The sequence below is a fragment of the Vibrio sp. ED004 genome (assembly GCF_023206395.1).
GTDB lineage: Bacteria > Pseudomonadota > Gammaproteobacteria > Enterobacterales > Vibrionaceae > Vibrio.
In genome coordinates, this window is the sequence record NZ_CP066149.1 from 247,003 (window position 1) to 261,263 (window position 14,261).

8 protein-coding genes and 2 pseudogenes are annotated in these 14,261 nt (G+C 45.6%); all 10 read right to left on the minus strand.

What is annotated here, in order from left to right; all coding sequences use genetic code 11:
- Positions 1-302: 302 nt before the first annotated feature.
- Positions 303-1,585: pseudogene (gene ltrA / locus ITG10_RS01005) on the minus strand (group II intron reverse transcriptase/maturase).
- A gap of 787 nt (positions 1,586-2,372) precedes the next feature.
- A pseudogene (locus tag ITG10_RS01010) lies at positions 2,373-4,256 on the minus strand (methyl-accepting chemotaxis protein).
- A gap of 562 nt (positions 4,257-4,818) precedes the next feature.
- A complete protein-coding gene (locus tag ITG10_RS01015; RefSeq protein WP_248386815.1) occupies positions 4,819-4,899 on the minus strand; it encodes a group II intron maturase-specific domain-containing protein in 81 nt (26 codons plus the stop codon).
- The gene (gene ltrA, locus ITG10_RS01020; protein WP_348983566.1) at positions 4,896-5,744 is read right to left on the minus strand and encodes a group II intron reverse transcriptase/maturase; all 849 of its coding nucleotides are present in this window, start codon (positions 5,742-5,744) and stop codon (positions 4,896-4,898) included. Before ltrA (ITG10_RS01020) ends, ITG10_RS01015 begins: the two co-directional genes overlap by 4 nt.
- Positions 5,745-6,669: 925 nt before the next feature.
- Positions 6,670-8,241, minus strand: coding sequence for a BCCT family transporter (locus tag ITG10_RS01025; RefSeq protein ID WP_017631198.1), 1,572 nt, complete (start codon positions 8,239-8,241; stop codon positions 6,670-6,672).
- 271 nt (positions 8,242-8,512) lie between these two features.
- Positions 8,513-10,111 carry a BCCT family transporter gene (locus ITG10_RS01030; protein ID WP_017631197.1) on the minus strand — a complete coding sequence of 533 codons (1,599 nt, stop codon included), beginning with the start codon at positions 10,109-10,111 and terminating at the stop codon, positions 8,513-8,515.
- Positions 10,112-10,280: 169 nt separating this feature from the next.
- Positions 10,281-10,919 (minus strand): response regulator transcription factor, encoded by a 639-nt coding sequence (locus ITG10_RS01035; protein ID WP_017631196.1) that lies wholly within the window; start codon positions 10,917-10,919, stop codon positions 10,281-10,283.
- Entirely contained in the window at positions 10,912-12,267 is a 1,356-nt protein-coding gene (locus ITG10_RS01040; RefSeq protein ID WP_017631195.1) for a cache domain-containing protein, read from the minus strand. Before ITG10_RS01040 ends, ITG10_RS01035 begins: the two co-directional genes overlap by 8 nt.
- Before the next feature lie 104 nt (positions 12,268-12,371).
- On the minus strand, positions 12,372-13,655 hold the full coding sequence (locus ITG10_RS01045) for a TRAP transporter large permease subunit (RefSeq protein WP_026084279.1): 1,284 nt from the start codon (positions 13,653-13,655) through the stop codon (positions 12,372-12,374).
- 9 nt (positions 13,656-13,664) lie between these two features.
- The gene (locus tag ITG10_RS01050; RefSeq protein WP_017631193.1) at positions 13,665-14,210 is read right to left on the minus strand and encodes a TRAP transporter small permease subunit; all 546 of its coding nucleotides are present in this window, start codon (positions 14,208-14,210) and stop codon (positions 13,665-13,667) included.
- Between the last annotated feature and the right edge of the window lie 51 nt (positions 14,211-14,261).

Consider the following 14,261-nt stretch of genomic DNA (forward strand, 5'->3'; position numbering starts at 1 on the left):
TTTAATGTCTGTGATACTCCCGGACTGCACCCTTCTCCCATCACGCTGACCAGTCACTTCCAATAATTACAGACCTTAATGCAAATACCCAAACAGCTTAATAACGACAAGCTAGCGCCCTTGCGATGGTTAAATTTATGAAGCAGTACTTCCCGACTCGTGTGGCTCTTAAAGCTAAGTTTCCAGGTTGCCCGAACAACTAATTTGGGTTCATAACTCTAACTAGCACGCACATCGAGTAGGGTGAGGCGTTACCGCCTCATCCCTCTCACAGAACCGTACGTACGGACCTCGTATACGGCTCATGCACACTTCCATTCAGCATATTGGCTGAACACATGCCCTGTCCTTATTGTTCCAAGATTTACCAACCCTTGGTCATTAAACCATTGATTTGGCATCGCATAGCTTGATAGGGGACTCGCTGCACTGACCCAACTTGTCATTGAGATATGTTGGAACGGCGGCTTATACCTAACTGTTTTAACCTTCGGTGTAACCGTTGAGGCTTCTTCCAAAGTTTCAACTGGATACTACGAAGTCTTCTTCGTAGCCACCCTGCTAACCTTGAGAACTCTCTGCTGCTATTGGTGATCCTGAAGTATTGACTGAACCCTCTTAACACTGGGTTTAAAGCTTTTATGACTTGCTCAAGTGGCTTACCGCACCCTCGCTTTGTCAGTCGCTTTAACTTACTTTTGAACCCTTTCAGTTTCTTAGTTTGAATGCGGGTAAATTGACTCCCGATTTCTACACCTAAGAACTTCACGCCATCACGGCTGTGCGCTATATGTGATTTCGTCTGATTCACTGTGAGTTTAAGCTCTCCTTCTAGGATCTTCGTCGCTTGTGCAAGGGCATTCTCTGCTCCTGCCTTGCTACGACAAAAGATGAGTATGTCATCCGCATAACGAACGAGCCTATGGTCACGCTTTCGCATTTCCTGATCGAACGCATCAAGGTAGATATTGGCAATCAAAGGACTGATAACACCACCTTGTGGACTTCCTAGCTCTGTCTCCTGCCAACTACCGTCTATCATCACGCCACTTTTCAGAAACTGTTTTATCAGCTCTAACACGCTGCTATCTGTGACTCGCCTTCTGATGCTCTTGAGGATCAACTCATGGTCGAGTTTGTCAAAGCACTTCGACAAGTCCATATCTACGACGTGCTGTAATCCGTATCGGCGGATAAACATCGTGGATTTGTTGATTGCATCGTGACAACTTCGATTCGGTCTATACCCAAAACTTGATGGGTGAAATTGCTCTTCGAAGATGGGGGTGAGGATATCATTGAGTGCTTGTTGGACAACTCTGTCCCTAACGGTTGGGATCCCAAGCAATCGTACCCCTCCGTCTTCTTTGGGTATCTCTACTCGTTTGACTGGCTGAGGTTTGTATTGCTTGGTTTTGAGTTCAGAGAGGAGTTGATCGAGGTTATCACTCAGATTTTCGGCGTAGTCGCTCAGGCTCTGCTCATCTATTCCAGCCGCGCCTTTCGCTTTCTTTACCTTTTTAAACCCTTTATACAGCCTCTCTTTGTTGAGCAGATGACCATATAAACTGTAATAAACTCGCACTTTCTCTCCTTGGGTTGTGTGCTGTGTGGGGACAAGTGTTTCATGTCCAGTGTGGGTGTTATTTCTCTCTGCTATTCAGCCTTCTAGCTCAATGGCAATTTACTGAAGTGTGTCAGAGTTACTCCCCTATACGGTTTCTTAGCTCAGTATCTTGCTTCCACAATCAACCAAACTAGGAATACCCCGATAGCGATTCGGTTTGGGTATCACTGAAAAAAACATCTGTTCATCACAGACTTAAAGTGTACTTCCTCCCTTCGCAGCACTGAGTGCTTTTGGCATTTCAGTGCTCCATCAGACTTGATGCTGATGGTCAGCTAAGTTTTCTCCTCCACACCATTACTGGGCTTCTCGGGCTTAGCCTTACTCACTACTACGGATTCATCTGCCACCTCGCACCAACACAGCTCTTAGCTTTCGCTTCGAGTTTGTGCTTCCAGACTTTTGGATGTGGTGTCAGGCTTCCCCAGTTACTGCACTGGCTCCCTGTTAACAATGCCACCTCAAGCACAGCATAGGTCTGACTGAGTATAGGGCTTCGCGCTATTTCGGACGCTTACCCACCTATACTGCCGAAGCAGGTTTACTTGCGTTGTGTACTGTTAACTTCCTATCGCTTCCTTCAGACCCTGCCGTTAGCCAGCAACGCCCTTGCGATTCGGATTATCTTCCCCTCAGTCGGGGTGATTCAGGTTTCTTTCAACCTAACGGGTTTGCCAGCTTCGCTGGGCAAACAAAAAAGCCGAATGTGATATTCACATTCGGCTTTTAAATTACGAATTAGCGCTTAAAGCTTGAAGCGGCTGATTTCACTCTCTAGCTCGTGAGACAGTTCAGAAAGCTGTGCTGCTTGCTCTGCAGCTTGGTGTGCTTCGTCTGCTAGCTCGTTAGATACGTCACGGATTCCTTCAGTGTTACGAGTAATCTCAGACGTTACTGACGCTTGTTCTTCTGCAGCAGAAGCAATCTGTGTTGCCATGTCGCTGATACGTTCAACAGCAGCATGAATTTGCGTTAGGCTTGCAGCCGCTGAGTTAGCGTCATCAACGCTAGTTTCAGCAAGTGTACGGCTATCATTCATGATGTTAACCGCTTTGCCTGTTGTACCTTGAAGCAATTCGATAGTCTGTTGAATCTCTTGCGTTGAACCGTGTGTACGTTGGCTCAGAACACGAACTTCATCCGCTACTACTGCGAAACCCCGACCTTGCTCACCTGCACGTGCAGCTTCAATCGCCGCATTAAGTGCAAGTAGGTTAGTTTGTTCAGCGATACCTTGAATGTTCGACAGGATAGTGTTGATGCTATTACCGTGCTCTTCAAGTTCTAGAATCACGTTGGTTGCGATTTGAACTTCTTGAGCAAGGTTTTGGATAGAGCTTTGAGTCTGTGTTACTTGACCAGTACCGTGCTCACACGCGCCAACCGCTTCAGATGAGTTCTGAGCTGTGTGGTCTGCATTACCCGCGATCTCTTGTGTTGCTGCAGCCATTTCGTTAACGGCTGTCGCTACCATGTTGATTTCGTCTTGTTGCATTTGGATACGAGCACTACGTTCTTCAGCTTGAGAAGCCGTTTGACGAGCTTGGTTGCCTAGCGCAGCAGATACTTCGCTTAGCTTGATCACCATGGTGTGCATGTTGCCCACAAAACGGTTGAAGTTTTCAGCAAGCTTACCGATTTCGTCGTCACTCTTAGGTTCAAGACGTTGAGTAAGGTCACCCTCACCTGAAGCAATTTCTTCAAGTGCCGCTGAAACACGGTTTAGGTCGCGGAATAGGAAGCTCACTAACCAAGACACCAGTACGATTACGATTAGGGTAATAACGATAGCAGTGATGATCAGCTGAGTAAGTAGCGTTGAGTGGTTCGCTTCTTCCGTTGCTTTATCCATCTGAACTGCGAAGATCCAATTAGTGTTAGGTACCTTCGTGAAGTAAAGCAGCTTCTCTGCGCCACGTTCTTTAATGATCTCGATGCTACCGGTACGCACTGCGTTCTCGATGATAGGCATAGAGATATCGTTTGAAAGCTGGCTCACTGGCTTCAAGCTTAGTGCTGAATCTGGGTGAGCTAGGAATGTACCGTCAGAGGCATCAATTAGCATTGCGTAAGCGTTGTCACCTACATCTAGGCTAATTACATCGTTAACCAATTGGTCGATAAGTACGTCCGCACCCACTACACCAACAAGTTGGCCATTATGGCGAACAGGTTCTGCGATAGTGACTAACAGTGCTTTAGTGATCGCATCTTGGTAAGCCGTGGTAATGATTTGCTTACCGGCTGCGTTTGCTTCTTGGTACCAAGGACGTTGACGTGGATCGTAATCTGCGCGATTACGTTCAGGGTGTGAACGGTACATTCCGCCTTCTGGAGTACCTAAAAAGATATCGTCAAAGCCACCCGCTACACGAGCTTACTTAAGGAAAGGAACAACATCACTTTCTCGTGAAAACTCATTAAATGCTGATGCGATATCGGTACGGATATCAATCCAGTTTTTAATACCTTCAGATGCTGCTTCAGATACGCTCTCAGCTCGTAGGTATACGCCATTACGAGTCTGTTCAAATAATTGGTTTGCTGACAACCAAGTCAACGCTGTAGCCATAACGACAACAGCAGATAGGCTAGCACCTATCAATTTCTGCTTTAGTGTTAGTTTCATGTCAAAGTTTCACGAGTGGTGGGAAATCTCGCGCATACTACCCAATATCAGTATTAAATTCGAGCGATTTCACCATTTAATATTGGAATATAATTTTAAGCAAACCATAAGCTTAACTAATGCCAATTCCTTGGCATTTCGCCAAATTTAAGGCGGCATTAACTCTGCGGTTATTAGAATTTATATCGCACTTCACATGTTAAAAAGAGACAAAAAACACGGTCAATAGAAACATCGAGTAGGGTGAGGCGTTACCGCCTCATCCCTCTCACAGAATCGTACGTACGGACCTCGTATACGGCTCATGCACACTTCCATTCAGCATATTGGCTGAACACATGCCCTGTCCTTATTGTTCCAAGATTTACCAATCCTTGGTCATTAAACCATTGATTTGGCATCGCATAGCTTGATAGGGGACTCGCTGCACTGACCCAACTTGTCATTGAGATATGTTGGAACGGCGGCTTATACCTAACTGTTTTAACCTTCGGTGTAACCGTTGAGGCTTCTTCCAAAGTTTCAACTGGATACTACGAAGTCTTCTTCGTAGCCACCCCTGCTAACCTTGAAACTCTCTGCTGTTATTGGTGATCCTGAAGTATTGACTGAACCCTCTTAACACTGGGTTTAAAGCTTTTATGACTTGCTCAAGTGGATTACCGCACCTCGCTTTGTCAGTCGCTTTAACTTACTTTTGAACCCTTTCAGTTTCTTAGTTTGAATGCGGGTAAATTGACTCCCGATTTCTACACCTAAGAACTTCACGCCATCACGGCTGTGCGCTATATGTGATTTCGTCTGATTCACTGTGAGTTTAAGCTCTCCTTCTAGGATCTTCGTCGCTTGTGCAAGGGCATTCTCTGCTCCTGCCTTGCTACGACAGAAGATGAGTATGTCATCCGCATAACGAACGAGCCTATGGTCACGCTTTCGCATTTCCTGATCGAACGCATCAAGGTAGATATTGGCAATCAAAGGACTGATAACACCACCTTGTGGACTTCCTAGCTCTGTCTCCTGCCAACTACCGTCTATCATCACGCCACTTTTCAGAAACTGTTTTATCAGCTCTAACACGCTGCTATCTGTGACTCGCCTTCTGATGCTCTTGAGGATCAACTCATGGTCGAGTTTGTCAAAGCACTTCGACAAGTCCATATCTACGACGTGCTGTAATCCGTATCGGCGGATAAACATCGTGGATTTGTTGATTGCATCGTGACAACTTCGATTCGGTCTATACCCAAAACTTGATGGGTGAAATTGCTCTTCGAAGATGGGGGTGAGGATATCATTGAGTGCTTGTTGGACAACTCTGTCCCTAACGGTTGGGATCCCAAGCAATCGTACCCCTCCGTCTTCTTTGGGTATCTCTACTCGTTTGACTGGCTGAGGTTTGTATTGCTTGGTTTTGAGTTCAGAGAGGAGTTGATCGAGGTTATCACTCAGATTTTCGGCGTAGTCGCTCAGGCTCTGCTCATCTATTCCAGCCGCGCCTTTCGCTTTCTTTACCTTTTAAACCCTTTATACAGCCTCTCTTTGTTGAGCAGATGACCATATAAACTGTAATAAACTCGCACTTTCTCTCCTTGGGTTGTGTGCTGTGTGCTGTGTGGGGACAAGTGTTTCATGTCCAGTGTGGGTGTTATTTCTCTCTGCTATTCAGCCTTCTAGCTCAATGGCAATTTACTGAAGTGTGTCAGAGTTACTCCCCTATACGGTTTCTTAGCTCAGTATCTTGCTTCCACAATCAACCAAACTAGGAATACCCCGATAGCGATTCGGTTTGGGTATCACTGAAAAAACATCTGTTCATCACAGATTTAAAGTGTACTTCCTCCCTTCGCAGCACTGAGTGCTTTTGGCATTTCAGTGCTCCATCAGACTTGATGCTGATGGTCAGCTAAGTTTTCTCCTCCACACCATTACTGGGCTTCTCGGGCTTAGCCTTACTCACTACTACGGATTCATCTGCCACCTCGCACCAACACAGCTCTTAGCTTTCGCTTCGAGTTTGTGCTTCCAGACTTTTGGCTGTGGTGTCAGGCTTCCCCAGTTACTGCACTGGCTCCCTGTTAACAATGCCACCCTCAAGCACAGCATAGGTCTGACTGAGTATAGGGCTTCGCGCTATTTCGGACGCTTACCCACCTATATTGCCGAAGCAGGTTTACTTGCGTTGTGTACTGTTAACTTCCTATCGCTTCCTTCAGACCCTGCCGTTAGCCAGCAACGCCCTTGCGATTCGGATTATCTTCCCCTCAGTCGGGGTGATTCAGGTTTCTTTCAACCTAACGGGTTTGCCAGCTTCGCTGGGCAAACAAAAAAGGCAGAAGAGTTTCCTCTTCTGCCTTCATATTATTTACCGTTCTACTGCGTATAGATTGCTGTAGATTTCAGCTTAAAAAGCCTAGCGTTTTTCTGTACGCATACCCATTAGCAAGCTCACACACATCAGTAATAGAATGATGGTGAATGGCAATGCCGTCGAGATTGCACCCGCTTGTAGAGCTTGTACTGCTTCAGTACCACCAACCCACAATAGAGCTACAGCAATCGCACCTTCTAGGAATGCCCAGAACACACGTTGAGGCACTGGTGTATCAACTTTACCACCTGCGGTGATGCTGTCGATTACTAGCGAGCCTGAGTCAGAAGATGTAATGAAGAATACTAGAACCAATACAACCGCAATAATTGATAGCAGAGTACCAAACGGCAGTGCATCAAACATTTGGAACATAGCTAGTGATACATCTGTTAGGCCGTCTTGACCAAGAATACCAATGTTATTCACGATTTGGTCAATCGCCATGCCACCGAATACTGACATCCAGATGATAGTCACTGTAGTCGGTACAATCAGAACTGCTGTGATGAACTCACGAACCGTACGACCTTTAGAAACACGTGCGATAAACATACCTACGAATGGAGACCATGAAATCCACCAAGCCCAGTAGAATACAGTCCAACCGTGCATCCACGTTTCATCTTCACGACCGTGAGGGTTGCTCAGCGGAATAATATTTTCAATGTACGCCATCAATGTAGTTGGGATAGAACCTAGTGTCACCGCGTAGCCGATTAGAGCCACTAAAATAAGCAGTAAGAAAGCAACCAGCATGTTGATGTTACTGATAACTTTAACGCCACCATCAATACCACGAAGTACTGATACTACCGCCAATAAAGTCACCGCTGTAATCACAATAACTTGCAGCCCTAAGCCCGCTTCGATGCCGAATACATGCTGAATACCACTTGCCGCTTGTTGTGCACCAAGACCTAGCGATGTAGCCAGACCAAATAGCGTTGCAAGTACCGCAAGAATATCAACAATGTGACCAGCCCAACCCCAAGCTCTATCACCTAAAATTGGGTAAAAGATAGAACGAATTGAAAGAGGCAGCCCCTTGTTGTAAGAGAAAAACGCAAGTGACAGTGCCACTACACCATAAATCGCCCAAGGGTGTAGACCCCAGTGATACATGGTTGCACCCAATGCCAATTTAGCCGCTTCTGGTGTGTTTGGCTCAACACCTAACGGCGTTTCAAACCAACCCGTGAAGTAAGCTGCAGGCTCAGCCACACTCCAGAACATCAAGCCGATACCCATACCTGCGGCAAACAGCATCGATAGCCAAGAGAAGAATGAGTAATCTGCCGTCGCATCAACACCACCAAGGCGGATTTTGCCGTATGGAGAAACAATCAAGCCCAAGCAGAAAATTACGAAAATATTACCCGACCAGATGAAAAGCCAATCAAACGAATTGATAATCTGGCCTTTAACGCCATCTAATGCAGCCTTTGCTGAAGCGGTATCTGTAACAAGAACACCGATCAGGAACAAAGCGATAAGTCCCGCACTGATACCAAATACTGGGTTATGAACATCAAAACCCCATTTTTGGACGTTATCTTGACCGACAGTGTAATCCGTACTGTCGATACTGTATTTATCTATACCTTTAGTCATTATCCCTCTCTACGGAATACTAATAGGGTCTATTGACCACGTATCCCTTACTTACCTGTGACTTAATTACAAACTCGAACCTACAATCCAAGTAGTACAAGCTGTTGTCACAATAATTCAAATACTTGGATGTCTGAAGTTTAGCAGGTTAACTTGTTGTTTTCAGTAAAGCAGAATCGGTTCGATGGAATTTCAAACAAAATTCACGTAATTACTCAAGTTTATGCCGAAAAAAAGGTCGACCCCGTCGACCTTTTTATGAAAAATACTTTTAGCTCAAAGCACTTTGATGCTTAACCAATTGATTTTCTGTTCGTAAACCTAGCAATAAGCTTAGGCACATAAGCAATAATATGAAGGCAAATGGTAGCGCCATCGATACTGTTCCAGCTTGCAGTGCTTGAATAGATTCAGTACCACCAACCCACAATAGAACCGCTGCAATCGCGCCGCCCATCAACGCCCAAAATACGCGTTGTGGAACAGGTGCATCGACTTTACCGCCAGAGGTAATGCTATCGATAACCAATGAACCTGAGTCTGAAGAGGTGATAAAGAACACCATAATCAAACCAATCGAAACCACTGAAAGAACAGAGCTCATTGGCAACGCATCGTAAGTGTGGAACAGAGAAAGTGTAATATCTTGCAGACCATTCACACCAATCTCGCCCACCTTGTTCGCCACTTGGTCAATCGCGATGCCACCGAAAATAGCCATCCAAATGATGATGACTGTCGTTGGGATGAACAGTACCGCAACGATGAATTCACGAATCGTACGACCTTTAGAGATACGAGCGATAAACATGCCAACGAATGGAGACCAAGACATCCACCATGCCCAATAGAATACGGTCCAACCTTGCATCCACGCTTCATCACCACGACCATGAGGATTGCTTAGAGGAATAAAGTTTTCAATGTAGCCCATTAATGCGGTTGGGATAGCTTTAATGCCCGCCATGCCACCAGCAATGGTAACAAAAATAAGCAAACCCAAAGCGACCAACATATTGACGTTACTCAGAACCTTCACACCGCCATTGATGCCGCGAACCACTGACATTGTCGCCAAGAAAGTGACCACTGCGATAACAATCAGCTGCATGCCAATACCGCCATCGGTACCAAACACATGGTTAATACCACTTGTTGCTTGTTGAGCTCCTAAGCCCAATGAAGTGGCAAGACCAAATAGCGTTGCAAGTACAGCGACGATATCAACAATATGACCGAACCAACCCCAAGTTCTATCACCCAAGATTGGATAGAAAATGGAACGGATTGATAGAGGCAAACCTTTATTGAAGGTGAAGAAGGCAAGCGCTAGAGCAACAACAGCGTAAATCGCCCAACCGTGAAGACCCCAGTTATAAATAGTTGCACCAAGAGCCAACTTCGCCGCTTCTGGTGAGTAAGCTTCAACACCTAATGGCGTTTCATACCAGCCTGTGAAGTAAGCTACAGGTTCAGCGACGCCCCAGAACATTAAACCAATACCCATTCCCGCTGCGAATAACATCGACATCCAAGACAGGTTTGAGTGCTCTGCTTTGGCATCATTGCCACCAATACGTATCTTGCCATACGGGGAGACAATGAGGGCAAAACAGAAAATAACGAAGATGTTTGCTGCCCACATGAAGAAACCATCGAAATTACCGATGACTTTCCATTTGATTCCATCAAGTGCCGCTTTTGCGGTTTCTGAATCTGCGACTAGAAGTGCAATCAGGAAGAGAATGATCGCTCCTGCACTGATTCCAAATACTGGGTTATGTACATCAAAACCCCATTTCTGAACGTTATCTTGTCCTACTGTATAATCGGTATTTTCAATACTATACCTATCTTTTACAGGCTCCATGCTTCCTCTCTAATTTGCAGCGCACAGTTTGCAACATTGCGTTCGGCGCTTAAATTTCGAAAAGAAGAATATCAACCTGTCGCAAAAATACTAAAAAAACCTCCATAAAGGAGGCCTAAATTACACATTTAGTAATTAAATTACACATTTAATGTAATTTAGCGTAAGATCAGTCCACAAGCCCGGAGTTGACCGCGTACTTAGCAAGCTCTGCTGTAGAGTGAATATCGAGCTTATGCTTAATATTTTGTCGATGGGTTTCTACCGTTCGATAGCTGATATTCAGTGCCTTCGCGACCTCTTTACTGCTCTCCCCTTTTGCGACTAATTTCAGCACCGCTTCTTCACGTCTACTCAATGGATTCTTAACGGACGGCGTGGGAGAAATCGGCTGCGTAAACAAATTCTGCGTCACTTTTTCACAGAAATAGGTTGAGCCTTGATTGACCGTTTTGATTGCCTGCACCATTTTTTCAGCCGAGATCTCTTTCAACATGTAGCCGACTGCACCCGACTGCATCACCTTCATGATGTATTCACGGTTGTTATGCATGGTCAGCATCAACACCTTAGCTTCAGGGTCTTCTTCTTTAATCAGGTGGGTCGCATCAATGCCATTCATGATCGGCATGCTGATATCCATCAACACCACATCAGGGTGCAGAGTCTTAACTATCTCTACCGCTTCTAGCCCATTGCTAGCCGTACCTATCACGCTAATATCTGGCTCGAGTTCCAATCTCGCCATAAAGCCATCCAGTACCACTTGGTGATCGTCAGCGATCACAACTCGAATAACTTCACTCATTCATTAATCCCTCTAGTGTCAGTAACACCGTAATTTCCGTTCCGAGGCCAATCTCACTCATCAGTTCAAAGTCACCGCCGATGAACTCCACTCGCTCTCTCATGTTCCGCAGCCCGATCCCTCGTTTTTCCATCGCTTTATAAGTGTTGAAACCGACACCATCATCTTGAATCAGTAATTGCAGTACATTGCCAATTTGCTGCGCGATAACCCTTACTTTGGTCGCTTGTGCGTGTTTCTCTATGTTATTCAGAGACTCTTGTACCACTCGATACAAGGTTGTCGCGGCTTCAGATTTCAACTGACCCTGTTGAGTACTAAACAAGGTTTCCACCTCAATACCCGAGTGCGCCTGAAAATCTAACAGCAAAGAGGACAATGCAGCTTCTAAGCCTATGTCATCCAATGAACTTGGGCGCAGTTGATGCGAGATATGCCTCACTTCTTCTATCGCTCGCATCAGTGAATGCTGCGATTTGTTCAAATGTGCTTTAAGGTCTTCATTTTGCAGCTTATTACCAAGCAGTTCTAAATGGCAACGACTCGACACTAATAATTGGTTAATACCATCATGTAACTCACGTGCGAGGTGCTTCTTCTCGTCTTCTTGGAACATCACCGTCTTATGTGCCAGTTCCTTTAAGTTGTTATCCGCAATCCTGTGTTCATGCATATTGATGGCTAAAGTCAGCACGATAATGACCGCAACCGTCACGCTCAGAATCACCACAATAGAAAAGAACGTGGTTTCAATATTCTTGTTAATCGCAGCCTGCATCGACGCCACTTCTTGATGGACGTCCTCAATATACAAGCCAGTGCCAATCATCCAGTCCCATCGCTCTAACCACGCGGCATAGCTCAGCTTAGACACCACCTCGCCCGTCGAAGGTTTTTGCCACAAATACTGGTGAAAACCACCTCCGGTTTGCGCTTCTCTTAACAAGGCTTCTATCAGAAAATCGCCATCTTCATCTTGCAGTTGGAGTAAGTTTTGACCAATCAATTCGGGTTGTATTGGATGAACCAAGTTGGTCCCGTGGCGGTCGTATGCAAAGAAATAACCATCAGAACCATATCTAAGTTTAGACAATATGGTTCGAACTTCTTTTTTGGCTTGAGCTTCTTGGATATTTGGGTCGTTATAAACGTGCTCTATGGCGTCGAACGCTAGATCAACCGTGTCTTTGAGGGCGTTTTCACGCGACTTGATTAAGCTGTCTCTAAAGATCTCAACTTCTTTAGCGCCTAACGTCTTGGTCTGGTGCAGCGAGATCCAACTAATACTCGCCGTTACGAGCAGCAACGGGAGCAATGTCAACAAAATCAGTTTGGCTTTTAGAGGCATTCCTTTCCCTCACAAAAAACGGCTTACTGAACATCAATAAGCCGTTTTACTTTATCAAGTTATAGATAGCCGTTGAAACATATCATTCACATTCTTGGCTTCACTCACATTCCATAGAAAGAAGGGAAAGCGAGAAGTGATCCAAGTACGAGGATTTGAATCAGAATGAATGGCATCACACCACGGTAGATGTCTTTCGTTGTCACACCTTTTGGTGCTACGCCTTTTAGGTAGAACAGGCTAAAACCAAACGGCGGAGTTAGGAATGAGGTTTGTAGGTTCATCGCGATAAGGATAGCGAACCATGTCATGTTAATGCCCATCAGCTCAGCAACTGGCGCAATGATCGGCACGATGATGAAACAGATCTCTACGAAGTCGATGAAGAAACCAAGAATCAAAATCACCAACATGGTAATGATCAGGAAGCCCCATTTCTCAACCGGTAACTGCAGCATCCACTCTTCTACCAGATAGTCGCCACCAGTATAAGTAAACGCCATTGAGAAGGCGGTCGCACCCAGCAAGATAGCAAATACCATCGCCGTAACTTTCACCGTCTCTTTCGACGCGTCATAAACCATCGACCAACTAAACTGTCCGTAAAGCAGTGCTAGTATCATCGCACCCGCACCACCTAATGCTGCAGACTCTGTTGGCGTAGCAACACCTGCAAAGATTGAACCCAGCACGACAATGATTAGCGCTAAAGGTGGAAGAATCGCTTTTAGTGCATTAAACACTTCTTGCTTGCGGCTGATTGAATCGTCGCGCTCAATTGGTTGAGCCGCTTCAGGGTGCAGTTTTGCGTATATCAGGATATAGACAATGTAAGCGCCGACCAGCATCACGCCCGGCCAAATCGCCGCTTGAAACAAGTCTCCTACTGGCACACCCAATACGTCACCCAACAGAATCAATACGATGGATGGCGGAATGATTTGCCCTAACGTACCAGACGCACAGATAGTGCCGCACGCTAAGCCCTTGTCGTAGTTGTACTTGAGCATAACTGGCAAAGAGATAAGTCCCATTGCAACCACAGAAGCACCTACCACGCCGGTTGAAGCAGCAAGCAGTGAACCTACCAATACCGTAGAGATCGCGATACCACCACGAACCCCACCAAACAGTCGTCCCATAGACTCAAGCAACTGTTCAGCAAGCTTGGTCTTTTGCAGAACAAGCCCCATGAAAACAAACAATGGAACGGCCATCAGCACCGTGTTTTCCATGATTGATTGAATTCGATATGGCATGAAGGCAAACATTTCGATGCCCTCAGCCCAAACACCAAAGATTAACGCAATACCACCAAAGGTGAACGCTACAGGGAAGCCAAGTAAAAGTGCAAACAAGGCTACGAAAAACATTACTATTCCAATCATGTTCAGCCTCTACTTGTTCTTTGTATGAAGATTGTTTGCATGGATAAGGTGCGGATTAAAAATCTTGTTCAGTGAATGCAGGATCAAGCCCACGCCACTCAGTGCCATTAAGAAGAATGACAGTGGGATCATAGCTTTGATGATCCAGCGATATGGCAAGCCACCTGGGTCACCAGAGGTTTCGCCGAGGTCATAGCTCTCTTTGGCAACATCAATGCCAAACCAAGCGACTAACAAACAGAAAGGCATCAGAAAAATCAGTGTGCCGAGCAGGTCAATAATGGCTTGCGCCTTAAAACTCAGTTGCTCGTAGAACACATCCACTCGGACATGACCACCAGCCTTGATGGCATAAGGAACACCTAACAGGAAAACGGCAGAGAAAAGGTGCCATTCCATCTCTTGGAAGGCGATTGACACATCATTGAAGGCATATCTCATGACAACGTCATAAACAACGTTAGCGATAAGTAGAATAAACAACATACTGGAAAGCCATCCCAGTGCATCACCGATACGATTAAACAGGCGTTCAATATAAATTAGACTTCGCATTCCCGACTCCATGGAATTTGAAAAGACATCGCGCAGTACAGCTAACCCAAC

Coding starts and splice junctions, on each gene's coding strand:
- ITG10_RS01030 (WP_017631197.1), bottom strand. CDS start 10,111: ATGGAGCCTGTAAAAGATAGGTATAGTATTGAAAATACCGATTATACA.
- ITG10_RS01050 (WP_017631193.1), bottom strand. CDS start 14,210: ATGCGAAGTCTAATTTATATTGAACGCCTGTTTAATCGTATCGGTGAT.
- ITG10_RS01035 (WP_017631196.1), bottom strand. CDS start 10,919: ATGAGTGAAGTTATTCGAGTTGTGATCGCTGACGATCACCAAGTGGTA.
- ITG10_RS01025 (WP_017631198.1), bottom strand. CDS start 8,241: ATGACTAAAGGTATAGATAAATACAGTATCGACAGTACGGATTACACT.
- ITG10_RS01045 (WP_026084279.1), bottom strand. CDS start 13,655: ATGATTGGAATAGTAATGTTTTTCGTAGCCTTGTTTGCACTTTTACTT.
- ITG10_RS01040 (WP_017631195.1), bottom strand. CDS start 12,267: ATGCCTCTAAAAGCCAAACTGATTTTGTTGACATTGCTCCCGTTGCTG.